The sequence below is a fragment of the Sphaerotilus sulfidivorans genome, assembly GCF_013426975.1.
Taxonomy (GTDB): Bacteria; Pseudomonadota; Gammaproteobacteria; order Burkholderiales; family Burkholderiaceae_C; genus Sphaerotilus; species Sphaerotilus sulfidivorans.
Map to the genome: position 1 here is coordinate 50,437 of NZ_JACCPY010000017.1, position 23,412 is coordinate 73,848.

16 protein-coding genes are annotated in these 23,412 nt (G+C 65.7%); 8 read left to right on the forward strand and 8 right to left on the reverse strand.

Annotated features, from left to right (window positions below):
• From HZU84_RS11755 to HZU84_RS11765, 3 genes are all read right to left on the reverse strand, one after another.
• Window positions 1-2,118, reverse strand: a complete 2,118-nt coding sequence (locus tag HZU84_RS11755) for a putative bifunctional diguanylate cyclase/phosphodiesterase (protein WP_244954512.1) — start codon at window positions 2,116-2,118, stop codon at window positions 1-3.
• 37 nt (window positions 2,119-2,155) lie between these two features.
• On the reverse strand, window positions 2,156-5,923 hold the full coding sequence (locus HZU84_RS11760) for a response regulator (protein WP_180692927.1): 3,768 nt from the start codon (window positions 5,921-5,923) through the stop codon (window positions 2,156-2,158).
• A 147-nt stretch (window positions 5,924-6,070) separates the two neighbouring features.
• Entirely contained in the window at window positions 6,071-7,549 is a 1,479-nt protein-coding gene (locus tag HZU84_RS11765) for an NAD-dependent succinate-semialdehyde dehydrogenase (protein WP_149503395.1), read from the reverse strand.
• A gap of 292 nt (window positions 7,550-7,841) precedes the next feature.
• Between HZU84_RS11765 and HZU84_RS11770 the strand changes: the two genes are divergently transcribed.
• From HZU84_RS11770 to HZU84_RS11790, 5 genes are all read left to right on the forward strand, one after another.
• Entirely contained in the window at window positions 7,842-8,993 is a 1,152-nt protein-coding gene (locus HZU84_RS11770) for a PIN domain-containing protein (protein WP_149503396.1), read from the forward strand.
• 177 nt (window positions 8,994-9,170) lie between these two features.
• Window positions 9,171-9,797, forward strand: a complete 627-nt coding sequence (locus tag HZU84_RS11775; protein ID WP_149503397.1) for a BRCT domain-containing protein — start codon at window positions 9,171-9,173, stop codon at window positions 9,795-9,797.
• Window positions 9,798-9,804: 7 nt separating this feature from the next.
• Window positions 9,805-10,173: a hypothetical protein gene (locus tag HZU84_RS11780; RefSeq protein WP_149503398.1), complete on the forward strand. Its 369-nt coding sequence runs from the start codon at window positions 9,805-9,807 to the stop codon at window positions 10,171-10,173.
• A 447-nt stretch (window positions 10,174-10,620) separates the two neighbouring features.
• A complete protein-coding gene (locus tag HZU84_RS11785) occupies window positions 10,621-11,277 on the forward strand; it encodes a hypothetical protein (protein ID WP_149503399.1) in 657 nt (218 codons plus the stop codon).
• A 187-nt stretch (window positions 11,278-11,464) separates the two neighbouring features.
• Window positions 11,465-12,034, forward strand: a complete 570-nt coding sequence (locus HZU84_RS11790; protein WP_149503400.1) for a PIN domain-containing protein — start codon at window positions 11,465-11,467, stop codon at window positions 12,032-12,034.
• 69 nt (window positions 12,035-12,103) lie between these two features.
• Here HZU84_RS11790 and nirD read toward each other — a convergent pair whose 3' ends face one another.
• From nirD to HZU84_RS11805, 3 genes are all read right to left on the reverse strand, one after another.
• Window positions 12,104-12,445, reverse strand: a complete 342-nt coding sequence (gene nirD / locus HZU84_RS11795) for a nitrite reductase small subunit NirD (RefSeq protein WP_149503401.1) — start codon at window positions 12,443-12,445, stop codon at window positions 12,104-12,106.
• Between the two features lie 15 nt (window positions 12,446-12,460).
• Entirely contained in the window at window positions 12,461-15,010 is a 2,550-nt protein-coding gene (gene nirB / locus HZU84_RS11800) for a nitrite reductase large subunit NirB (RefSeq protein ID WP_149503402.1), read from the reverse strand.
• A gap of 439 nt (window positions 15,011-15,449) precedes the next feature.
• Window positions 15,450-15,905: a hypothetical protein gene (locus tag HZU84_RS11805; RefSeq protein ID WP_149503403.1), complete on the reverse strand. Its 456-nt coding sequence runs from the start codon at window positions 15,903-15,905 to the stop codon at window positions 15,450-15,452.
• A 128-nt stretch (window positions 15,906-16,033) separates the two neighbouring features.
• Between HZU84_RS11805 and HZU84_RS11810 the strand changes: the two genes are divergently transcribed.
• Both HZU84_RS11810 and HZU84_RS11815 read left to right on the forward strand, forming a co-directional pair.
• The gene (locus tag HZU84_RS11810) at window positions 16,034-17,308 is read left to right on the forward strand and encodes a S1C family serine protease (protein ID WP_149503404.1); all 1,275 of its coding nucleotides are present in this window, start codon (window positions 16,034-16,036) and stop codon (window positions 17,306-17,308) included.
• Window positions 17,309-17,412: 104 nt separating this feature from the next.
• The gene (locus HZU84_RS11815; RefSeq protein WP_180692928.1) at window positions 17,413-18,483 is read left to right on the forward strand and encodes a hypothetical protein; all 1,071 of its coding nucleotides are present in this window, start codon (window positions 17,413-17,415) and stop codon (window positions 18,481-18,483) included.
• Window positions 18,484-18,537: 54 nt separating this feature from the next.
• Here the strand turns inward: HZU84_RS11815 and HZU84_RS11820 are convergent, their stop codons facing one another.
• Window positions 18,538-19,818: a putative Na+/H+ antiporter gene (locus tag HZU84_RS11820; RefSeq protein ID WP_149503406.1), complete on the reverse strand. Its 1,281-nt coding sequence runs from the start codon at window positions 19,816-19,818 to the stop codon at window positions 18,538-18,540.
• Between the two features lie 236 nt (window positions 19,819-20,054).
• Here HZU84_RS11820 and argG point away from each other — a divergent pair, with 236 nt between their 5' ends.
• Window positions 20,055-21,398, forward strand: coding sequence for an argininosuccinate synthase (gene argG, locus HZU84_RS11825; RefSeq protein WP_149503407.1), 1,344 nt, complete (start codon window positions 20,055-20,057; stop codon window positions 21,396-21,398).
• Window positions 21,399-21,431: 33 nt separating this feature from the next.
• On the opposite strand, the gene HZU84_RS11830 is transcribed toward argG, so the two are convergent.
• Window positions 21,432-23,084, reverse strand: a complete 1,653-nt coding sequence (locus HZU84_RS11830) for a GGDEF domain-containing protein (RefSeq protein ID WP_149503408.1) — start codon at window positions 23,082-23,084, stop codon at window positions 21,432-21,434.
• Between the last annotated feature and the right edge of the window lie 328 nt (window positions 23,085-23,412).

Below are 23,412 nucleotides of genomic sequence, written 5' to 3' on the forward strand. Positions count from 1 at the left end.
TCAGCCGCCGGGCCGCCTGCCGGCCAGCGCGCTGACGGTCGCCGTGCCCAGCCAGTCGGTCAGCCGTGCCAGCGGCAGCGGCCGGCAGATGCCGTAGCCCTGGCCGATGTCGCAGCCGAAGCCGCGCAGCATCGCCATCGCGGCATCGTTCTCGACGCCCTCGGCGACCACATGGATGTCCAGCTGGTGGCACAGCTCGATGGTCGAGCGCACGATCGCCGCATCGGCCCGGCTGGTCTCCAGCGACATCACGAAGTCCTTGTCGATCTTCAGCGTGTGCAGCGGCAGGCGCTTGAGGCGCTGCAGCGAGGAGAAGCCGGTGCCGTAGTCGTCCAGCGCGATGCGGATGCCGCGGCTGGCCAGGTCATGCAGCGTGGCGATCGCGCCTTCCTCGTCCTCGACGACGATCTGCTCGGTGATCTCCAGCTCGAGCCGGTCGGCGGGAAAGCCGATCTCGTCGAGGATGCGCATCAGCCGCTCGCCCAGGCGCGGATGCTGGAACTGTCGCGGCGACACATTGACCGCCAGCGACAGCGGCAGGTGGCGCACCGCCGCGCAGGCCTCGCGCAGCACCCAGTCGCCGGCGTCCATGATCAGGCCGGTCTGCTCGAGGATGTCGATGAAGCGGTCGGGCATCTGCAGCCCGCAGCCCGGACGGTTCCAGCGCAGCAGCGCCTCGACCCCGCTGACCCGGCCGCTGGCGAGGTCGACCTTGGGCTGGTAGTGCAGCTCGAACTCGCCGCGCTCCAGGCCGCGGTACAGCGCCACCTCGGTGTTGAGGCGGTCGATGACCCGGTTGTGCATGTCGGCGGTGTAGAAGTGGCAGCTCGAGCCGATCGCCTCGCGGGCGCGCGATCGGGCGGCGCCGGAATGCAGCAGCAGCGTGTCGACCTCCTGGCCGTCGCCGGGCCAGATCGCCACGCCGACATGCACGCTGGCCAGCAGCTCCCAGTCGTCGACCTGCAGCGGCACCGCGAAGGCCTCCACCAGGCGCCGGGTGGCGCCGGCGATCTGCGCCTCGGCCTCGATGTCGGTCAGCAGCATCGCGAAGGTGTCGCCCTCGAGCCGGCACAGCGAGTCGGGCTCGCGCATGACCGACTCGAGCCGGCGGGCCACCGCGCGCAGGATGCGCTCGCTGGCATCGGCCGCGACCGAGGCCTGGGTGCGCTGCAGCACGTCGACATCGATGTTGAGCACCGCGAAGCGCTGCTGGCGCTGCTGCGCCGCCGCCGCCGCGGTGGCGACCCGGTCGCGGAACAGCACCCGGTTGGGCAGGCCGGTGAGCGGGTCGAAATGGGCGCGGTAGCTGCGCTCGGCCTCGGCATGGCGGCGCTCGGACACATCCTGGGCGACGCCGAAGATCGCGCAGGTGCGCCCGCCCTCGTCGAGCATCGCGTCGCCCGACAGGAAGAGATGGCGCGAGGGCTGCTGGCTGCCGTCCAGGCGGATCTCGACCTCGGACTCGCTGCGGCCGTCGCGCACCCGGCGCACGAAGGCCAGCAGCGCGCCGCGGTCCTCGAAGGCGACCTGGCGCAGCAGCCGGCGCATCGCCACCGGCTCGTTGCCGGGCAGGCCGAGCATGTCGCGCAGCTCGCGCGAGCAGTGCAGCCGGCCGTCGTCGAGCTCGAGCCGCCACGGCGCCAGCCGCGCGATCTTCTGCGCCCGTGCGAGCGCCAGCTGGCTCTCGCGCAGCTCGCGCTCGGTGCGGGCGGTGCGCAGCGCATAGCGCACCCGCTGCGACAGCAGCGCCCAGTTGATCGGCTTGGTGATGAAGTCGGTGGCGCCGGCCTCGAAGGCCAGCCGCACCGCCATCACGTCGTCGAGCGCGGTCAGCATCAGCACCGGGGTGTGACGGCTGCGCAGCGAGCGGCGGATCGCGCGGCAGGCGTCGAAGCCGTTCATCACCGGCATGCGCACATCCATCAGCACCAGGTCGGGCTGCTCGGCATCGCACAGCCGGGTGGCGGTCTGGCCGTCCTGCGCCTCGAGCACCCGGTAGCCGGAGTCCTCGAGCACCCGGCGGATCATCATCCGGGTCAGGCCTTCGTCGTCGACGATCAGCACCCGGGCGCCGGGGTCGGCCTCGTTGCTGCCGGGCAGCAGGCCCGGCGGGTTCATGTTCAAGCCCATCTCGATCGCCTCTTCAATGGCTGCGTCAATCGCTTCGTCCTGTGTTCCGCTGCCGGTCGTCGCGCAGCGCGTGCAGCGCCTGGCCGACCCGGCCGGTGGCCTGCTCCAGCGCTGCCAGATCCTGCGGCGCCGGCAGCCGGCCGTGCGGCGCCGCGGCACTGCCGGCCCCTTCCTTCTCGAGCCGCGCCGCCAGCGCGTGCAGCCGCATCGCGCCGATGTCGCCGGCGGTGTTCTTCAGCCGGTGCAGCAGCTCGCCGGCGGCCTGCGCGTCGTCGTGCGCGCAGGCCTGGCGCAGCAGCGCGATCTCGTCGGCCAGCGATTCCAGCGCCTTGTCGAGCAGCGCGTCGAAGGCCTCGCCCATCAGCGCGCGCACCTCAGCCAGCCGGCCGGCATCCAGCTCGGCCTCGCCCTCGGCCGGCAGGGTCGCCGGCGCCAGGCCCTCGCGGCTGGACGCCGGCCGCAGCCTGCGCGCGATCGCCGCCGCCAGCGTGTCGGCGCTGTAGGGCTTGACCACATGGTCGTCCATGCCGGCGGCCAGGCACTTGTCGCGGTCGGCCGGGAGCGCGTGCGCGGTCAGCGCGATGATCGGCAGCCGTGGCCGGTCCTGCCGCAGCTCCCACTGGCGCACCGCCCGGGTGGCGTCATGGCCGTCCATGCCGGGCATCTGGATGTCCATCAGCACGATGTCCCAGTCCCCGGTCATGATGGCCTCGACCGCCTTGAGGCCGTCTTCGGCCAGACCGACCTCCAGGCCGCGCTTGCGCAGCATCTGCGCGCCGACCTCGCGGGTGATCTCGTTGTCCTCGACCAGCAGCACCCGCTCGCCGGCGAACTGCACCGGCTCACGGCGGCCCGCGCGTCGGCTGCCCGGCGCCGGCAGCGGCCGGCGCTGCAGCACGGTGGCGATCGCGTCATGCAGGTCGGACTGGCGCACCGGCTTGTCCAGCCAGATGTCGACCCGCAGGCCCTCGAGCCGCTGCGGATCCTGGATCGACGAGCTCAGCATGATCAGCGGCATCGGCGCGAGCAGCGGATCGGCCTGGATGGCGCGCACCAGGGTGTAGCCGTCCATCTCGGGCATGTTCAGGTCCAGCAGCGCGACCTCGTAGGGGCGGCCGGAGGCGGCCGCGTCCTGCAGCTTGGCCAGCGCCTCCTCGCCGCTGGAGGCGCTGCCGGACTGGCTGCTCCAGGCGGTGAGGTAGCGGTGCAGGATGACCCGGTTGGTGGCGTTGTCGTCGACCACCAGGATGCGCGTGCCGCTGAAGTCGCGCCCGCGCAGCCCGCCGCCGCCCGCGCCCTGCGGGGCCGCCTGCAGCGGCAGCGTGAACCAGAAGCGCGCGCCCTGGCCCTCGCCGCGGCTGTCCAGGCCGATCGCGCCCTGCATCAGCTCGACCAGCCGGCGCGCGATGCTCAGGCCCAGGCCGCTGCCGCCGAAGCGCCGGCTGGTCGAGCTGTCGGCCTGGGTGAAGGGCTGGAAGAGCTGTGCCTGCTTGTCCGGCGCGATGCCGATGCCGGTGTCGCGCACCTCCAGCCGCAGCCGCGCGCCGTCCTCCAGCGCGACGCTGACCACCACCTCGCCGCGCTCGGTGAACTTGATCGCGTTGCCGACCAGGTTGACCAGCACCTGGCGCAGCCGGATCGGGTCGCCGCGCACCGTCTCGGGCACCTCCGGCGCGATGAAGCAGGCCAGCTCCAGCTTCTTGGCGTGCGCGCGCTGCGCCAGCATCGCGGTCACGTCCTCGACGGTGCGGCGCAGGTCGAAGTCGATCGACTCGATGCGCAGCTTGCCGGCCTCCAGCCGCGAGAAGTCGAGAATCTCGTCGATGACGCCCAGCAGGATCGAGGCCGAGGTGCGCGCGGTGTCGAGGTAGCGCTCCTGGCGGCCCGACAGCGGCGTGTCCTGCAGCATCTCGATGGCGCCGAGCACGCCGTGCATCGGCGTGCGGATCTCGTGGCTCATGTTGGCCAGGAACTCGCTCTTGGCGCTGGCGGCGTCCTCGGCGGCCTCCTTGGCGTGGCGCAGCTCCTGCTCGGTGCGCTTGCGCCCGGAAATGTCGTGGATCACGCCGAGGTAGTGCAGCTCGTCCGGGTCGGGACGATCGTGGTCGTCGAGGCGGCTCCAGCGCAGCGCGATCCAGCGCCCGGTGCCGTCGCGGTGGCGGGCCTCGAACTCGCGCTCGGCCGGCTCGAGCCCGGCCTCGGCGAAGGCACCCGGCACCAGCATGTCGAAGCCGTGGCCGAGCAGCTCCGGCTCGGGGTAGCCGAACATGCGCGAGGCGCCGGCGTTGATCGACTCGATGCGCCCGGCCGCATCCACCACCACCATGCCGTCATGGCTGGCGTCCTGGACCCGGCGCAGGCGGGCCTCGCTGCGCTCGATCGCCTGCTGCGAGGCGATGCGGGCGCTGACGTCGGTCTGCAGCGCGACGAAGTGCGTCGGCAGTCCGGCGCCGTCATGGATCGGCATCACCCGCAGCTCGTTCCAGAAGGGACGTCCCTCGCGGGTGTAGTTCAGCAGCAGCACCTCGATGTCGCTGCCGGTGCGCACCGCCTCGCGCAGTCGCGCCACTTGCTGCGCGTCGGTGCCCGGGCCCTGCAGCAGCCGGCAGTTGCGCCCGACCACCTCGGCGAAGCGCCAGCCGGTCATGCGCTCGAAGGCGACATTGGTGTAGACGATCGGCTGGTCGGGCTGGCGGGCGTCGGCGATGACGATGCCGACCCCGATCGCGTCGATGATGCGCCCGCGCAGCCGCAGCGCCTCCTGCGCGGCGAGCTGCTCGCTCATGTCGCGCATCACCAGCAGATGGCGGTCCGCGCCGGTCTGCCTGCCGGCGCCGTCGAGTCGCGCCAGGCGCAGCTCCAGCGGCACGCTGCCGCGCCCCTCGGGCAGCAGCGCCTCGACGATCATCGGCTCGGCCAGCGCCATCGGATCGTCCTGCCGCAGCAGGTCCTCGATCAGCTCGCGGGCCGGCTCGGCGAACAGATCGCCCAGCCACAGGCCGCCGAGCGCCTCGGGCTCGCGGTGCAGGATGCGGCCGGCCGCCGGGCTGACCAGGCGGATGCGCTGGTGCGCGTCCAGCGTCAGGATGCCGTCCAGAATGTGCTCGAGGATGTGGCGCTGGCGCTGCTCGGCCTGCCGCAGCGTCTCGAGTTCGGCGGGTGCGGGCGGCTGGGTCGGCTCGGCCGGCGCCGCCTCGGCATGGGCCCGGCGCCGCCGCGCCAGCAGCAGCGCCCCGAGCAGCAGCGATTCCAGCAGCACCAGCCCCAGGCCCTGCCAGGCCAGCCGGGTCTGCGCGGCGCGGTCGCGCTGGGCGCTCATGCCGATCTCCAGCCGCAGCTCGGCGCGCGGCCCCGGCTGGGCGCCTGCCTGGCGCCGCTCCAGCCGGATCAGGCCGTCGGCCGCATCATGGCCGGGCGAGGTGGGCAGCAGCACACGCGCGTCGCCCGCCTGCGCCAGCACCCGGCCGTTGCCGCTGCTGACCCGCGCATAGCGCACGTCGGGCGCGGCCATGGCCAGGCGCACGAAGCGGTCGGGATCGCTGCCGGCCGGATCGGCCAGTCCGTGCAGCAGGGCCTGGCCGCGCAGCGTCAGCGCCTCCTGCCGGACCTTCCCCAGATGCCACCAGCCCGCACCGATCGGCACCGCCAGCAGCAGGGCCTGGATCAGCACCAGCGCGCCGAGGGCGCGCGGGCCGGAGGGAAGGGGCAGGGACCGTGGAGAAGACTGCATCTCGTCGGGAGCGTGAACCGGAATCGCGGTGGGGCCGAGACGGCCGATGCCGGGATTGGACACGGAATCGCTCGACTCGGCTGCCGGGGATGGTCCGCATCCCCGGTGTACTTTTGCGTCTCCCGATGGGGCTGGCAGCGCCCCGAAATGATAGAGCCTGCCGTGTTGCACCGCCCCCGACCCGGGTCGAGGGTCGGCGCGGGGCAGGGGTCAGCGCAGGATGTCGCTGATGCAGAGGTACTTGACCTCGACATAGTCGTCGATGCCGTGGTGCGAGCCCTCGCGGCCCAGGCCCGACTGCTTGACGCCGCCGAAGGGCACCTCGGCCACCGAGATCAGGCCGGTGTTGATGCCGACCATGCCGTATTCCAGCGCTTCGCCGACGCGGAAGATGCGGCCGATGTCGCGGCTGTAGAAGTAGCTCGCCAGACCGAACTCGGTCGCGTTGGCCGCGGCCACCACCTCGGCCTCGGTCGAGAAGCGGAAGATCGGCGCGACCGGGCCGAAGGTCTCCTCGGTGGCGCAGAGCATGTCGGCGGTGACGTCGGCCAGCACGGTGGGCGTGTAGAAGCGCTCGCCGATGCGCTGGCCGCCGGTGACCAGGCGCGCGCCCTTGGCCAGCGCGTCGGCCACATGGCTCTCGACCTTGGCGAAGGCGCCCTCGTCGATCAGCGGGCCCTGGTTGATGCCGGCCTCGAAGCCGTTGCCGACCCGGATCGCCGCGACCTTGGCCGCGAGCTTCTCGACGAACTGCTCGTAGACCTTGTCCTGCACGTACAGGCGGTTGGCGCAGACGCAGGTCTGGCCGGCGTTGCGGTACTTGGAGATCATCGCGCCCTCGACCGCCGAGTCGATGTCGGCGTCGTCGAAGACGATGAAGGGCGCGTTGCCGCCCAGCTCCAGCGACATCTTCTTGATCGTCGGCGCGCACTGCTTCATCAGGATGCGGCCGACCTCGGTCGAGCCGGTGAAGCTGAGGTGGCGCACGGTGTCGGAGGCGCACAGCACGCCGCCGATCTCGATCGAGCTGTCGGCGTCGCCGGTGACGATGTTGAGCACGCCAGCGGGCAGGCCCGCGCGCTGGGCCAGCTCGGCGCAGGCCAGCGCCGACAGCGGCGTCTGCTCGGCCGGCTTGATGACGACCGGGCAGCCCGCGGCCAGCGCCGGCGCGACCTTGCGGGTGATCATCGCGACGGGGAAGTTCCACGGCGTGATCGCCGCGCACACGCCGATGGCCTGCTTCAGGATGACGAAGCGCTTGTTCGGGTCGGTGGTCGGGATGGTCTCGCCGTAGACGCGCTTGGCCTCCTCGGCGAACCACTCGATGAAGCTGGCGCCGTAGACCACCTCGCCGCGGGCTTCCGCCAGGGGCTTGCCCTGCTCGGCGGTCATGATGCGCGCCAGGTCGTCGGCGTTCTCGATCATCAGCGCGTGCCACTTCATCAGGATGGCGGCGCGCTCCTTGGCGGTCTTGGCGCGCCAGGCCGGCCAGGCGGCGTTGGCGGCGGCGATGGCGGCCTCGGTCTCGGCGGCGCCCAGGCGCGGCACGCTGGCCAGCGTCGCGCCGGTGGCCGGGTCGGTCACGTCGAAGCGGCTGCTGCCGGCGACCCATTCGCCGTTGATCAGCGCGTCGAGCTTCAGCAGCGAGGGATCCTTGAGGGCGGCGAGAGGAGAGGACGACTGCGTCATGGGTGCGGACTCCGGGGAGGGGTGAGGGGTCGATGAGGGTCGATCCCGCACTTTAGGCCAGCGCCTCGGGGCCCGCACAGACACAGCCGGCCCGTCCGCGCGCGCACTGTGCTGGGGGCGGGGCCGGTACAGCGGGGGAGGGGGCAAGTGTGAAATTGTTCCGTAGATGGAAAAATCTGCGGTTGCTATGCTGGTTTGCTGTCGCAAAGACGGCGTGAACGTCAAACCCTACTGTAGGGTTTTAAGTCGCGGTTGTCACAGACGACCACAATCAAACCATAGACAATCCAACATGCCCAAAGAACCTCTATCTCCCGCACGAGCCTGGGAAAAGGCTACATTTTTCTCGATTGACACTAATCTCATTCAGGCGGCAGGCTACAACTTCACCCAAGGTGCGCTGCACCAACTCCCAAAGCAGTTGCCAGAGTCAATCGGGCTTCAGTTGCCGGAGATCGTGGTCAGCGAGATAGTCAAGCATCGCATGAATTCAGTGCACAAGGCACACTCGCAGCTAAGAAACTCGGCTGATGAATTGAAACGTCTAACGGCAATCGATACTTTAATGGTGCGCGACTCTATAGACCAGTTGAACACGATCGAGGTGGCAACCCAGCGATTCACCGAAGAAGTTCACGACTATGCGTTGCAGTGCCGAGGGGCAGTCTTACCCACGGCGGGTGCAGATGCAGCAGCAAGTCTGTTCGCCGACTACTTTGCTGAGAGACCTCCATTCGGGCTGAGTCAGAAGAAGAAGTGCGAGTTCCCCGACGCAATGTGCCTATGGCTTCTCGAGCAGTACGCCAAGGAAAACGACACTATCGGCATCATCGCCTCGGACGACAAGGGATGGAAGCAGTACGCTGAAAGATCGGATAGGCTGTACTGCGTAGAATCCATCGATGAGTTAGCCCGTCTGTTCGCTGCAACCAACGAGCACGCGAAAGCAATCAAAGAAAAGATCGCTGCCGCGATAGCAGACGCTGGATCACCGCTGGGCTCCGCTCTCATCGAGAAAATCAATCGACACGTCGCCAACTCACAGTGGGATACCTCGGATATCTACACCAGTTCGTCGTACCGGGTCGAATCAGAATTTTATGACGCAGACGTTGCCGCGTACAGCATCGAGGGGGATGTCAATGTTTGGTCCGTGAAGGGCGAACCCACCACTTGGGTTGTCGAGCTAAAAGTTTCTATTACTGTAGACGTCCACATTTCTGTGGAGTTCTTTGCGTGGGATTGGATCGACAAGGAAGAGTTGAGCCTCGGATCACAAAGCTTCACCACTCAAAATGGCGTCGACGTTGACGTCTACCTGACCTGTTCGGATGTGTACTTAGAGACACCGCTGCGCGATTGGATTACTGAAATCGAGATTGCTGATGGCAACTACTCTATCGAAAGATTTGAGGTTGAAATTGACTATGGTGACTCGGAATAATGGTCGGTTGGAGGTGCACGGTTTTGTTGCATAAACCTGTATTCTTTCCGGAACTCTACTCTAGCGCAACAATCTTGCACTATATGCTAAGCATTTTTTTCTTCATCTGGGCCTTCTCAGCAAGAAAATTTGTTTATGCAACAGGGTCCTTTCATTCGATAGACCTTTTTATATACCATGAGTAACTTATTTGTTCGCCAAGGCGTAGCATTTAAAAACGATCTGAATCGATCGCTTGGTGCGCTCGTCGGAATAGCCCAGGGGCTCGTTTGCGATGCACATCTAAATGACAGTGAGATAACTTTTCTTAATAGTTGGTTGAACGAAAACGAAAATATATCAATGTCGTGGCCAGGTGACGTTGTTCACGCACGAGTAAAAAATGTTCTTGCGGATGGTGTAGTGAGCGATGACGAAAGAAAGTACTTGCTGGAGACTTTGCAAAAATTGATCGGTGGTACGCTTGAAGAATTACAACAGACAACACACGTCTCTGAGTTGATGTTGGATGATGTTCCCTCAGTAAATTTTTCTGGGCATACATTCTGCTTAACAGGTGAATTTGTATTCGCGCCGCGGTCGCTCTGCGCAGAAGCCATTGAGCGTCGCGGTGGCAAGGTGGCAACGGCAGTGAGCAAAAAGTTAAATTACCTTGTGGTTGGCGGACTTGGCAGCCCCGAATGGAAGCACGGCAGCTTCGGGACGAAAGTCGAAAAGGCAATGGCCTTAAAGCGCGCGGGCGCGTCTTTGCTCGTCGTTCACGAAGATCGCTGGGCAAACTCGTTGTCTTCCAATCCTGCGTGACTACACCATGCGAATCAAAATAGTCGAAGTGGACCCCACTCACGCGTCTCTGACCTGGCAGGAAAGATGGGAAGGTCCTGATGGCGGCCTAATTTCGTGCTGGCAACGTGGGCGAGAGAAGGCCTGCGAAGATCCCAGTCTTGCCGCAGCGGCGATCAATGGAGAATTGATTGTCCTCCCTTGGAAGGGTGGTATCGAGCGCGCTACAAAGCAAGCGCAGAAATACGGATCACTGCTTTACTTGGCAATGTGGCAAGGGTTGCGTGGTGACCCGCTTGATATCGATGCTGAACATGAGGTAACACTCACTTGCTCCCGCACGGGAATGAAGGTTACCTATACGCCCGAATTAGCGAAATATTCTCAACAAATGTGATTTCCGTCAAAAAGCTCAGCACGAAAGAAGTCTAACAATTCGCTCAATCGGACCCTGCTCAGCGATTCAGAATTTGACCTGTCATTTCATTATTCTGGGCTGGCCCGCTCAAAATAAAAAAGACATCCTCACAAAGCCAAAAAACCTCTTCGGGCGAGTTTTTCTGAAACCCGCCTGATTAGTGTCCAAGCGATCCAGTCAATGCACACGAAACCAGCGACTGACAGGGAGAACAAGGTGCGGACTGCAAAACTACAACCGGTCTTTGCTGCTGCTGTCTGTGCCGCTGACCCTGATGAAATACATGCGCGGGTGATGGTTGGCCAGATCGATCCCGAGAAACTGATGCAATCCTCTGCGCAGCGCATGGGCCTGTCATTCGTTGGAGAAAAAGTTCCGACAAGATGATGCCTTCAATTTTGAATTAATTTCTTACTCTAAATAAAAATGATAAAAGTAGATGTTGCAATTAAAAATTTCAATACAGCCTTTAGCAGCGCAATTAACCTTTTGTCTGCCGTTTACCCTTATGTTGATTATTCGTGCGATGGATTTTCGGTAAATCCATTGCATCCTAATCAAGCGCATCAAATTGTTGGGCTTTCTTTTTTAAAAATTGTCGCGGCGTGGGAAGATTTTTTAGAAGAGTCATTTGTGCGGTATTTGTGTGGGGCAAAAACATCTAATGGATATGCTCCAAAACTAAACATCACTGGGTGCAAAAATATCCAAACAGCGTACAATTTATTAAACGGATCCAGTGACTTTAAAATAGGCAGAGATTATCTGTCGTGGAGTAATTTAAAACATTTGGAAAATCGTGCCGCATTGTTCTTTGTTGACGGTAAACCATATTCTGAGTTGGTGGATCATAATAAAAATTTAATCCGAGAGGCAACTTTAATAAGAAATAGAGTTGCTCACTCGTCGGAAAAATGTGTTCAGGATTTTAATCGCTTGGCGAAAGCGAAAAAGTCAATCGCCAAACTCCCGCCGGGTTTCACTGTTGGTCGGTTTCTTATGGAGCCAACCCCCAAAAAACCACGCAGAATAGAAGAGTATTGTGATGCATTTGTTGAATCAACAGAACAAATTATAAAATAGTTGGAGTGTGCAGAATTCAAGCTCAGATAGATTTTGTTGCGGGGGCCTGGTAGGCTCAAGCGCGCATTATAATACCCGGGTGTCAATAAACGTTCGAACTCAAACCTGAATTTCGCGCGATATTCTATCATTGCGCGTGGCGATGACCGAGTGCGGGCGTCAACGCCCACTGCATAGACCTTCACAAATGACCAGCAATTTCATACTTGTCGACTTCGAGAATGTGCAGCCAGGCATGCTGGCTTCGGTTGCGCAGGCCAAGTTTGGCGTCATCGTGTTCGTTGGTGCCAGCCAGACCAAAGTGCCATTCGAGATGGCTGCGGCGCTTCAACCAATGGGATCGGACGCGGCCTACGTCAAGATCTCAGGAAACGGCAAGAACGCCTTGGACTTCCACATCGCGTTCTGGATCGGGCAGTTGTCGGCACGATATCCGTCTGCAGCATTCCACATCATTTCAAAAGACAACGGCTTCGACCCGCTCATCGCTCACCTCAAGGAGCGGGGAATTTCCGCCGCTCGCTGGCCCGGCATCTCGGAAATTCCGCAGTTGAAAGCCCCTGCGCCATCGAAAAAAGCGCCCAAGCCTTCGGCCGCGCCCGAGAGCGCCCCCGCCGCTCCAATTGCTCCAATTCCAAGCCAGCAACCCGCGCCCTCGAAGGTCGTCACATGCCCGACCTGCCGTCATTCGCTGACCGCTGCCGCCGACGCCATCGACTTCGTCTGTCCAGCCTGCAAAGGTGTGTTCAGGTACTGACGACGACGCGATTTGCCCCATGAAAAAAGCCGGCTCCCGCCGGCTTTTGAATTCACGGTCGCAGCCGAATCAGCTCGCCAGCCTCACCAGCACGCGGCCGGCCTCGACCCGCGCCGCGTGCGCGCGCACCGACAGCTCGGGCTGCTCCAGGCAGGCGCCGGTGCTCAGGTCGTAGTGCTGCTTGTACAGCGGCGAGGCCACGACGATCTGCTCGCCCAGGCTGCCGACCAGGCCGCGCGACAGCACGCTGGCGCCGGACTTCGGGTCGATGTTGTCGATGGCGAAGAAACGATCGGGGCCGACGCGGAAGACCGCGACATGGCGGCCCTCGACCAGGGCGCACACGCCGGTGTTGGGCAGGATCTCGTCGACCGCGCAGACGGCGGTCCAGTTCAGGGTGTCAAGGCTCATCTCGGGCTTCCGGGCTCAGGCGGTGGTGCGGTCGGTGGCGTCGGCGGCCGTCAGGGCGGCGGTCTCGCGCTCCTCGGGGCGGGCCGGACGGATCTGGCCGCGCTCCTCGACGAAGACGATGCGCTCGTCGGCCTTGTCGCTGTTGACGAAGCTCCTGAAGCGCGCCCGCACCGCCGGCGTGGTCACCGCGGTCTTCCATTCGCACTGGTAGGTGTCGACCACGCTCTGCATCTGCGCCTCCAGCTCGGCCGCCAGGCCCAGCCGGTCGTCGATCAGCACGCTCTTGAGGTAGTCCAGGCCGCCTTCCATGTTGTCGCGCCAGGTGCTGGTGCGCTGCAGGCGGTCGGCGGTGCGCACGTAGAACATCAGGAAGCGGTCGATCAGGCGGATCAGCTCGGCCTTGCTCAGGTCCGAGGCGATCAGCTCGGCGTGGCGGGGCTTCATGCCGCCGTTGCCGCACACATACAGGTTCCAGCCCTTGTCGGTGGCGATCACGCCCACGTCCTTGCCCTGGGCCTCGGCGCATTCCCGGGTGCAGCCCGAGACGCCGAACTTGATCTTGTGCGGCGCGCGCAGGCCCTTGTAGCGGTTCTCCAGCTCGACGGCCAGACCGACCGAATCGTCGACGCCATAGCGGCACCAGGTCGAGCCGACGCAGCTCTTCACCGTGCGCAGCGACTTGCCGTAGGCGTGGCCCGATTCGAACCCGGCGGCGATCAGCTCCTCCCAGATCAGCGGCAGCTGCTCCAGCCGCGCGCCGAACATGTCGACCCGCGCGCCGCCGGTCACCTTGGTGTAGAGGCCGTACTTCTTGGCCACCGTGCCGACCGCGATCAGGCCGTCGGGCGTGACCTCGCCGCCCGGCATGCGCGGCACCACCGAATAGGTGCCGTCCTTCTGGATGTTGCCGAGGAAGTAGTCGTTGGAATCCTGCAGCGCGGCCAGCTCGGGCTTCAGCACGAAGTCGTTCCAGACCGAGGCCAGCACGCTGGCGGCGGCCGGCTTGCAGATGTCGCAGCCCAGGCCCTTGCCGTGCTTCTCGAGCAGTTCCTCGAAGCTCCTGATCTGGCCGACGCGCACCAGGTGATACAGCTCCTGGCGCGAATAGGCGAAGTGCTCGCAGAGGTGGTTGTTGACCGCCATGCCGCGCTTGGCCATCTCCGACTTCATCACCTGCGTGACCAGCGGCACGCAGCCGCCGCAGGTGGCGCCGGCCTTGCAGCCGGCCTTCAGCAGCGCGATGGTGGTGGCGCCGTTGCCGACGGCCTCGCAGATCTGGCCCTTGGTGACGTTGTTGCACGAGCAGATCTGCGCCGAGTCCGGCAGCGCGTCCGGGCCCAGGCCCGGCTTTTCCTTGCCTTCGCCCGAGGGCAGGATCAGGAACTCGGGGTCGGCCGGCAGCGCGATGCCGTTGAGCGCCATCTGCAGCAGCGTGCCGTATTCGGCCGCGTCGCCGATCAGCACCGCGCCCAGCAGCTGTTTGCCATCGGCGCTGACCACGATCTTCTTGTAGATCTGGCGGATCTCGTCGGTGTAGCTGAAGGTCTTGCAGTGCGGTGTCCTGGCGTGCGCATCGCCGATCGAGGCCACGTCCACGCCCATCAGCTTGAGCTTGGTGCTCATGTCGGCGCCGGTGAAGGCGGCCGAGGCATCGCCGGCGATCTGCCTGGCCACCACGCGGGCCATGTCGTAGCCGGGCGCGACCAGGCCGAAGGTCTGGTCGTTCCAGGCGGCGCATTCGCCGATCGCGTAGACCGCGGGGTCGGCGGTGCGGCACTGGCTGTCGATGGCGACGCCGCCGCGTGCGCCCACCGGCAGCAGGCTCTGGCGCGCCAGCTCGTCGCGCGGGCGGATGCCGGCGGAGAACACGATCATGTCGGTCTCCAGCCAGGTGCCGTCGGCGAAGACCATGCGGTGGCGCGCGGTGGCGCCGTCGACGATCTCGACGGTGTTGCGCCCGGTGTGCACCTGCACGCCGAGTTCCTCGATCTTGGTGCGCAGCACCCGGCCGCCGGCCTCGTCGACCTGCACCGCCATCAGCCGCGGCGCGAACTCGACCACATGCGTCTGCAGCCCCAGGTCGCGCAGCGCCTTGGCGCATTCCAGCCCCAGCAGGCCGCCGCCGACCACCACGCCGCTCTTCGAGCGCGCGCCGCAGGCCTTCATGCCTTCCAGATCCTCGATCGTGCGGTAGACGAAGATGTCGGCGCGGTCGCGCCCCGGCACGCCCGGAACGAAGGGATAGGAGCCGGTGGCCAGCACCAGGCGGTCGTAGGGCAGCACCTCGCCGTCGGCGGTGGTGACGGTGTTGTCGCGGCGCTCGATCTTCACCGCCTGCGACTTCAGCCGCAGCGTGTAGCCGCTCTGCTCGAAGAAGCCGGGCGCCACCAGCGACAGGTCCTCGGCGCTCTTGCCGGAGAAGAACTCCGACAGGTGCACGCGGTCATAGGCGGCGCGCGGCTCCTCGCACAGCACCGTGACTTCGGCATCCTTCACACCGGCCTCGTGGAGGCTTTCCAGAAACTTGTGGCCCACCATGCCGTGGCCGACGACGACGATCTTCATGCGGTCTCCGTGATGACGGACCGGAAGAACCCGGCCGTCGAAGGTTCCGTCCGGGAGGCCGGCTCGGCTCGAGGGACGAGCGCAGGCGCACCGGGAAACGGAGAGAGAGGGAAAGAAAGGGAAGAAGGCGCGGACGACGGGGCAGCGATCGATGAACGATCAGGCCCGGTCCGTGCGGCGCGTGCGCGCCCTGCCGTCGTTGGCAGAGGCTGGGGGTAGCGGATGCCGGAGCTACCTTGCTTGCGTCAAACGGTGACAAGCAGGATGCGTGCCTGTCTGCATGGCTCGTGTTCAGGCCGGAAACACGTCTGGTGAACCCCGGAATGCACTATTGCAGTGCATCTGCGCCGCTTGAATCGGGCGTCGCCTGCGATGCGTGCGCCACGATGGGGACAGGTCAAGGCATGAATGCCGGATGGGCGGCGGTGTCAGCGCCTCATCAGGTGCCGGGGCAGTTGAACTCGAACTCCAGTTCACCGCGGCTGTTGACGGTCAGGCTGACCCGGCGCAGTCGATAGCCCACATCGTTGAGCGTGGCGATGGCATCGTCGCCGCCCCAGATCAGCCCGGGCACACCCGGCTCCTGGATCGTTTCCGCGAACAGATACAACGGCTGGCCGACGATCTGTCTCAGCACGACATCATTGGCCTGGAGGCGCTTCTCCTCCCAGGGTCTGAAGTGGTACCAGGCATGGGGATGGTGCGGGTTGTCGCTGTCCTTGTGGTGGATCAGGAAGCGGATCGGGTATTTGCACTTGCTGTTGGCGAACAGGATGCGGGTGTCGACCAGTTGGGCGCTGGCCGCTTGCATCCCGCTGGCGGCAAACATCAGCGCGGCCAGAACAGCGGACACAGCCAGGCGTGCGCGTGCGCGTGCGGATCGCGGGGAGGCCATCGTGACTCCTTGTGACGAGGTGAATTTCATGGCTGGCGGACCTTTCCCGCCGAATCTGAGGCCACCGCGTGCCGATGGCCAGTCACCAAAGTCATCTGTGACCAAAGTCATGCGTTGTTTGCCTGTCCTTGATCTTTGCCCGAGCGCTGGATATGGTTTGCCATCGGGATGGAAAAGAAACAGGGATCACCATGCATCAAAACGTGAACACGGCAGGGCTCACGGCGGGCATTATCGCCATCATACTGTCTGGCTGCTGGATGACGGCTCAGGCCCAGAATTCACCCAGCCCCCGCAATCTGCCGAACGTGCCGAATGTGTCGCCGAACCCGGTTGCACCCGCACCGGTGACGGAGGGGCGTGTCGCGCCGGAGCCCTCAGGCAGTTCCGTGTATGCGCGCAGCGTGCGCTCGGTGGTCTATATCGAATGCCAGAAATCCGGGAAGTCCGCGGGTGGTTTTTTGGGTGCGGGGTCTATCATCGCTGAGAGTGGATTGATCCTGACCAATGCCCATGTGATCGAGGGCAGCGACAGATGTTTTGCCGTTCTCAAGCCTGAAGGAAAAGTCAGTATCGGCAAGGACACGCCCATTCTGGCGCTGCATGTCCGTGCGGTTGATCCGACCAAGGATCTGGCGCTGGTCTCGCTCGTGTCACCGCCCGCCGGGCTGAAGCCCTTGCCGATCGGCAGCCTGAAGGATGTCGAGGTCGGTCAGACAGTCCATGCCATCGGACATCCCCGAGGCATTCTCTGGTCCTACACCAATGGCGTGGTAAGCCAGATCCGTGAAAAAGAACAGCTTGCTCCGTCGTTCGTGGCGGATGTCGTCCAGACCCAGGCTCCGATCAGTCAAGGCAATTCAGGCGGTCCCTTGATTTCCAGTACAGGTGCCTTGGTGGGGGTCAACACCTTCTCTCGTAGAGACGCACAGAACCTCAACTTCGCTGTGGCGGTCAACGAGGTGCAGGCTTTCCTGCAGCGGGCCTCGCGCGGCGAGCATCAGGTGACAGCGCCGTCCCGTTCCGCGAAGGCCGAGAATGGACAGGCCCAGGAGTCGGAAGAGAAATGTGAACCCCGCACCCTCGAGGAGCGCCCATCGAAGAAAGTGCCAGGCAAGATCGTGGTCATGGACATCGGTTGCACGGGGCGGGCCAATGCCGCCTTGCTGACGCCGGACGATCCTGAAAAAGATCGCATCCTGTATGTCAGCACCCGGGCGCCAGAGCGCGGGGCCGAGCCTTATTACGATGTCCGGTATTACATCAACCCCCGCAGCGACAAGGTGTCCCGGTCATGGCATGACGTGGACAGCGATGGTCGCCCCGATTTTCTCGGCATTCACAAGGATGGCGGCAGGCGACCGGTTTCATTCGTGGCGTTCACGACGGCGATCGGTGACTGACTGAATCGGGTCGACGAATTCCTGTCGATGTCGATCCCTCATTTCGACATGTGCTGAATCCTGAGTCCTGCGGAGACAGAAGGGCGATGACCACCATGCGTTTCATGACTTCCTTTTGCGGCGCTGCCTTGCTGGCGCTGTCGTGCCTGCATGCGGCGCCGGCCCAGGCGCAATCCCGCATCTACTGCGGCGTCGAGGTCGGCTCCAAGGGGGTCAAGGCGAGAATCTTCGAGTTCGGTGTCAAGGATTCGGAGTCCTCGCTGCGCGTGTCCTTCTCGAAGGACATCAACACCACGATCATCGCCAGCATGAAGGACGGCGAGCTGGGCGCGGCGGCGATCGCCGAGACGGCCGATGCGGTCGCCGCCGTGATCAAGGAGATGCGCGGGCTCAGCGAGGGCTGCAAGGCCTTTGCCGTGGGCAGCAGCGGTGTGGCGCTCGCCAAGAACACCGCCAGTCTGGCCGAGGCGGTGGCCCAGCGCATCGACATCGGTGCGATGGATTTCATCACCGCCGAGCAGGAAGCCGAGTTCGGCTTCATTTCCTCGATTCCGAAGAAGGACTGGCCGCAGGCGGTGCTGGTCGACATCGGCAGTTCCAACACCAAGATCGGCTATCGGGGAGAAGGGCGTTTCCGTGCCGCCGATCTGCCTTACGGCAGCGTGTCGCTGACGAAGAAGGCGGCAGACGGCGGGGCCGACTTCTCCCGTGCACTGGGCTCGACCGTCGATTCCGCGGTGCGGCCCGCCCTGCGGGACATCTCCTCGCGGCTGCCGGGGGTCATGAACCGCAAGAAGGTCTTCTGGATCGGTGGCGCGGGCTGGAGCCTGGCCACCTTCATGCGGCCCGACCAGGGCGCTCGCGACTTCGTCAGGCTCGAGCGCAGCGATGTGCGCCGTTTTCTTGGCGCGCTCAATGACCGAAGCTGGGCCAACTACCGTCCGTCCGCGAAGGCCAGCGCCAAGGCCCGGGCTGTCTTCGAGAAGGATTCCGCCCGGGTGGTCGAGGTCTTCTCGCGCGACAACCTGCTGGCCGGCGTCAGTCTCTTTGATGCCTTCCTGAATGACCGTGGCGTGGATGGCCCGATCTATTTCGTGCGCAGCGGCCAGTGGATCATGGGCTATGCCGCAGCGAAGTTCGCCGACGAGATCTGGTCGGAGGATGCGCTCGAATAGTCAGTCAGTCGTTCTGCGGTGCGCGCAGGCGGGAATCCACGCCTGCCGCAGCGCTCAGAGCAGCAGGAAGGCGCCCATCGCCACCAGCGTCGGTGCCAGTGCACCGGCCAGCAGGCCGAGCGCGCCGATCGACTCGTCCAGGAAGCCACGGCGCAGCAGCGCCGCACCCGCCGGGTTCGGCGCGTTGGCGATCACCGTCAGGCCGCCGCCGGCCACCGCACCGGCCACTAGCATGTATTTCGCGGCCTCGCTGATGCCGGAGATCTGCGCGCCCAGGTAGGTGAGCGCGGCGTTGTCGGTGATCGCCGTCAGGCTGACCGCGCCGAAGAAGAGCGCCATCGGCTCCAGCCCCGACACCAGCGGCTGCAGCCACCAGCGCTGCAGGCCGCCAAGCACCACCAGCCCGGCCAGGAAGAAGCCCACCAGCAGCGCCTCCTTGATCAGCAGCGGATCCTGATGGCGTGCATAGGCCTGGGTGAAGCCCAGGAAGAGCAGGAAGAGGCCGAGGAAGGCGACCGGATGGTGGGCGGTCAGCACCACGCCGGCCAGCAGCGCGGCATGCACCGCGGTGACCGTCCACGGCACCGGGCGCCGGGCGGGTGGCTCGTCCGCGGGCAGGCCGGGCCGTGCGATCAGGTGCCGGCGCAGCATCCAGACCGCTGCGCTGGCGTTGATCAGCACCGCCACCGCCGCCTTCCAGCCGAAGGTCGACAGCATGAAGGCGCTGTCCCAGCCCCAGGGACCGGCGACCATCAGCACCGGCGGCGCGGCATAGGCGGTCAGCGTGCCGCCGATCGAGATGTTGACGAACAGCACGCCCAGGGCCAGATACTTCAGCCGCTCCGGCACGTCCGGCCGGAAGACGCGCGGGGCCAGCAGCAGCGCGGCGATGGTCATCGCCGCCGGCTCGGTGATCAGCGAGCCCAGCAGCGGCACCGCCGCCAGCCCGAGCCAGGCGCCCGCCAGTGGGGCCGCGTCCCGGCCGGCCCGCGCCGACAGCACCGCCACCGTGCGCATCACCGCCTCCAGGATCGGCCGCGAGCCGGCGATCACCATCACGACGAAGACGAACAGCGGTTCGGTGTAGTTGCGCGACTCGGCGTACTGCAGCGCGGTGTCGCCGCCGGCACTGAGGGCCATCGTCAGCACCAGCACGATGGCCCAGAAGCCGAAGACGACCTCGACCTCGCCGAGCAGATGGAAGACGCCTTCGTGGCGGGGGTGGCGGTGGGCCAGGCGCTCGAACTGCTTGGCCGCAAAGGTGTGCAGCAGCGCGATGGCGAACAGGGTGGTGGCAAGCAGCTCGACGGGGGTGGCTGGCGCGGACAGGGTCATGCGCGGACGCTCCAAGGGCAGGGCCCGCGAGGCGGCCCGACCTTCGCGTGATACCTGCCTGACGGCTCCTGCGGCCCGGCACCCGGCGCCAGTCTAGCCCAGCCGTGCCTGGCACCTGGCCATGGGGGCATGCGCGCCGCGTGCGACGGCGCTTTCGATCCGGGCCCCAAGTTTGCGACAATCGTGGATTCATCCCGTTCTTCGTCGTCGCGGCCGTCGCGACCGTCAACAGCGCCATGTCTGCCACCATCCTGCAAAACCTCCCCGCCGGCCAGAAGGTCGGCATCGCCTTCTCGGGCGGTCTCGACACCTCGGCCGCCGTGCACTGGATGCGCGCCAAGGGCGCCGTCCCTTGCGCCTACACCGCCAACCTCGGCCAGCCCGACGAGAGCGACTACGAGGACATCCCGCGCAAGGCCCTGGCCTACGGCGCCGAGATCGCCCGCCTGATCGACTGCCGCGCCGCGCTGGTGGCCGAGGGCATCGCCGCGATCCAGTCCGGTGCCTTCCACATCACCACCGGCGGCGCCACCTACTTCAACACCACCCCGCTGGGCCGCGCCGTGACCGGCACGATGCTGGTGGCCGCGATGAAGCAGGATGGCGTCAACCTCTGGGGCGACGGCTCGACCTACAAGGGCAACGACATCGAGCGCTTCTACCGCTACGGCCTGCTGGTCAACCCGGCGCTGAAGATCTACAAGCCCTGGCTGGACCAGACCTTCATCGACGAGCTGGGCGGCCGCAAAGAGATGAGCGAATACCTCATCAAGAACGGCTTCGACTACAAGATGTCGGTCGAGAAGGCGTATTCCACCGACTCGAACATGCTGGGCGCGACCCATGAGGCCAAGGACCTGGAGTTCCTGAACGCCGGCATGCACATCGTCAAACCCATCATGGGCGTGGCCTTCTGGCGCGACGACGTCGAGGTCAAGCGGGAGACCGTGACGGTGCGCTTCGAGGAAGGCGTGCCGGTGGCGCTCAACGGCCAGACCTTCCCCGACCTGGTCGCGCTGTTCGAGGAAGCCAACCGCATCGGCGGTCGCCACGGCCTGGGCATGTGCGACCAGATCGAGAACCGCATCATCGAGGCCAAGAGCCGCGGCATCTACGAAGCCCCGGGCATGGCGCTGCTGCACATCTGCTACGAGCGCCTGGCCACCGGCATCCACAACGAGGACACGCTGGCGCAGTACCGCGCCAACGGCCGCGTGCTGGGCAAGCTGCTCTACCACGGCCGCTGGTTCGACTCGCAGGCCATGATGCTGCGCGAGACCGCGCAGCGCTGGGTCGCCAGCGCGATCACCGGCGAGGTGACGCTGGAGCTGCGCCGCGGCAACGACTACACCATCATGAACACCGACAGCCCGAACCTGACCTACGCGCCGGAGCGCCTGTCGATGGAGAAGGTGGAGGACGCCGCGTTCACGCCGCTGGACCGCATCGGCCAGCTGACCATGCGTAACCTCGACATCAGCGACACCCGCGCCAAGCTGGGCCTGTACGGCAAGGCCGGCCTGCTGGGCGGCTCGGCCGGCGGCGCGCTGCCGCTGCTGACCGGCGGCGAGGACGCCTGAGTCTGGGGCGAGCGCGGGCCGCCTGGCCCGCGCTCAGACCGACGGCGGCAAGGGCGGCCGGTCGCGCCGCGCCTTGTCGGCGTACATCAGCAGGTCGCTGCGCTGCATCAGCGTGGCCAGACTGTCCTCGGCGCGTGCGCCGGCCAGCCCCAGGCTGGCGCTGACCGCCAGGCCGGGCGCGATCGCGCTCCAGTCGTGGCGGCAGATCTCGCCGCGCAGCCGCTCGATCACCTGCCGGGCGAGGTTCTCGTCGGTGTCGGGCAGGATCAGCACGAACTCGTCGCCGGCCAGCCGGGCAGCCAGATCGTGCTGGCGCAGCACATGGCGCAGCAGTCGCGCCATCGCGCGCAGCACCTCGTCGCCGATCACATGCGAATGCTGGTTGTTGATCTGCTTGAAGCGGTCGATGTCGATCATCACCAGGCACCAGGGCGCGGCCTGCTCGCGCTCGTCGCGCAGGCGCTGCAGCAGCGTGGCGGCCACGCGCTCGACCTGGCGGCGGTTGGCCAGACCGGTCAGCGGATCTTCCAGCGAGAGCCGCTCGAACTGGCGCGAGCTGGTTCGCAGCTCGGCGAGTGCGCGCGACTGCTGGCGCCAGGCCATGCGCAGCGTGGCGGTGCGTTCGCGCGAGGCCATGTTCTCGCGGTCCTGCAGCAGCTGATCGGCGCGCAGCCGGCGAAAGGCCGCCAGCGCCTCGTCATGCCGCCCCTGCTGCTCGAGCAGGGTGATGTGCAGGTGGTGTGCGGTCTGCACCAGACGCTGATCGGCGCGCGGCAGGGCCGGGTCGAGCAGCTCGGCGATGCACGCCTGCGCCTGCGCGAGCTGGCCGCGCTCGAGCGCCCGGCGCGCGAAGATCCAGGCCGCCAGTCCGCGCAGGCTCTCCGGCCGGAGAGGGTCAGGCGGCGTGCGGGTGGCGTCCTGCAGCGGTGCCAGTCCGGCGGGCAGCGTCTCGTCCGATGCCAGGAAAGAGCCGATTCCGGTCTCGATCAGCGGCAGCAGCGCGGCCAGCTGGGCTCCGCCCGGCTGGGGCGTCAGCGCCGGGGCCTCGGTGCCGCTGGCCAGGATCTGGCGCAGCGCCTGCAGCATGTCGAACGCGATCGGGTCGATGCGCGCCGGCTGGCCCGACTGGCGGCACTGCTCCAACCGGTAGAGCTCGCCCAGCAGCAGCTGCAGGCGCGGCTGGGCGGTGGCGGCTTCACCGCCGCAGTGCTGCTGTGCCAGCGCGATGCTGCGCAGCAGGGCCCGGCGGGCATAGTCGCTGTCGCGGGCATGGGTGGCCAGGCCGAGATGGTGGTAGGCGACTGCGGTGTGCGCGCCGTCCGGCAGGCTCTCGGCCAGCCGGACCGCCAGCGTCGCGTTCTCGATCGCTTCCTCGAAGCGGCCCAGCCGGGTCAGCAGCAGCGCCGCCAGCGCCAGGGCATCCGACTCCTGCCGCGCATCGCCGACCAGATGGAAGAGATGCCCGGCCTGCCGGGCCTGGGCCAGGGCCAGCTCGGGCGAGGGCGGCTCGCGGTGAAGTTCGGCGCGAGCCAGGATCAGGAAGGCGTCCGCCTGCCGGGGCAGCATGCCGCCCAGCTTGGCGCTGGCCAGCATCTCGTGAGCCAGGGCTGCGGCCTGATCGCAATGGCCGGCGATCAGCGCAAGATGCGCCGAAGCCGCCGACGGGTCATCATGACCGGATGGCATGTGTGGTGATGTGCTCGAAACGGCATCATCCGTCCTCGGCCGCTCTTGCGAGCCCCCCCTCAGCCGGATCACGCCTTGTTGCTGTTATGGACTATGGCGATGGTTGATCACTTCGAATGGTAAACATTTTCGTACCTGATCACGCCACCCACGGCCTGTTTCTTTCATGCTGACACCGGCTGCAGGCCCCCGGCAGTGATCGATCTCACACTCGCTTAGGTGCTGCACGCTGGCGTGTCTTGGGTTCATGTCGGTTTCATGTGTGCGAAAGCTCACGAATCGACCAAGAGTCGACCATAAAAAAGGGAGGTGCATCGCACCTCCCTTG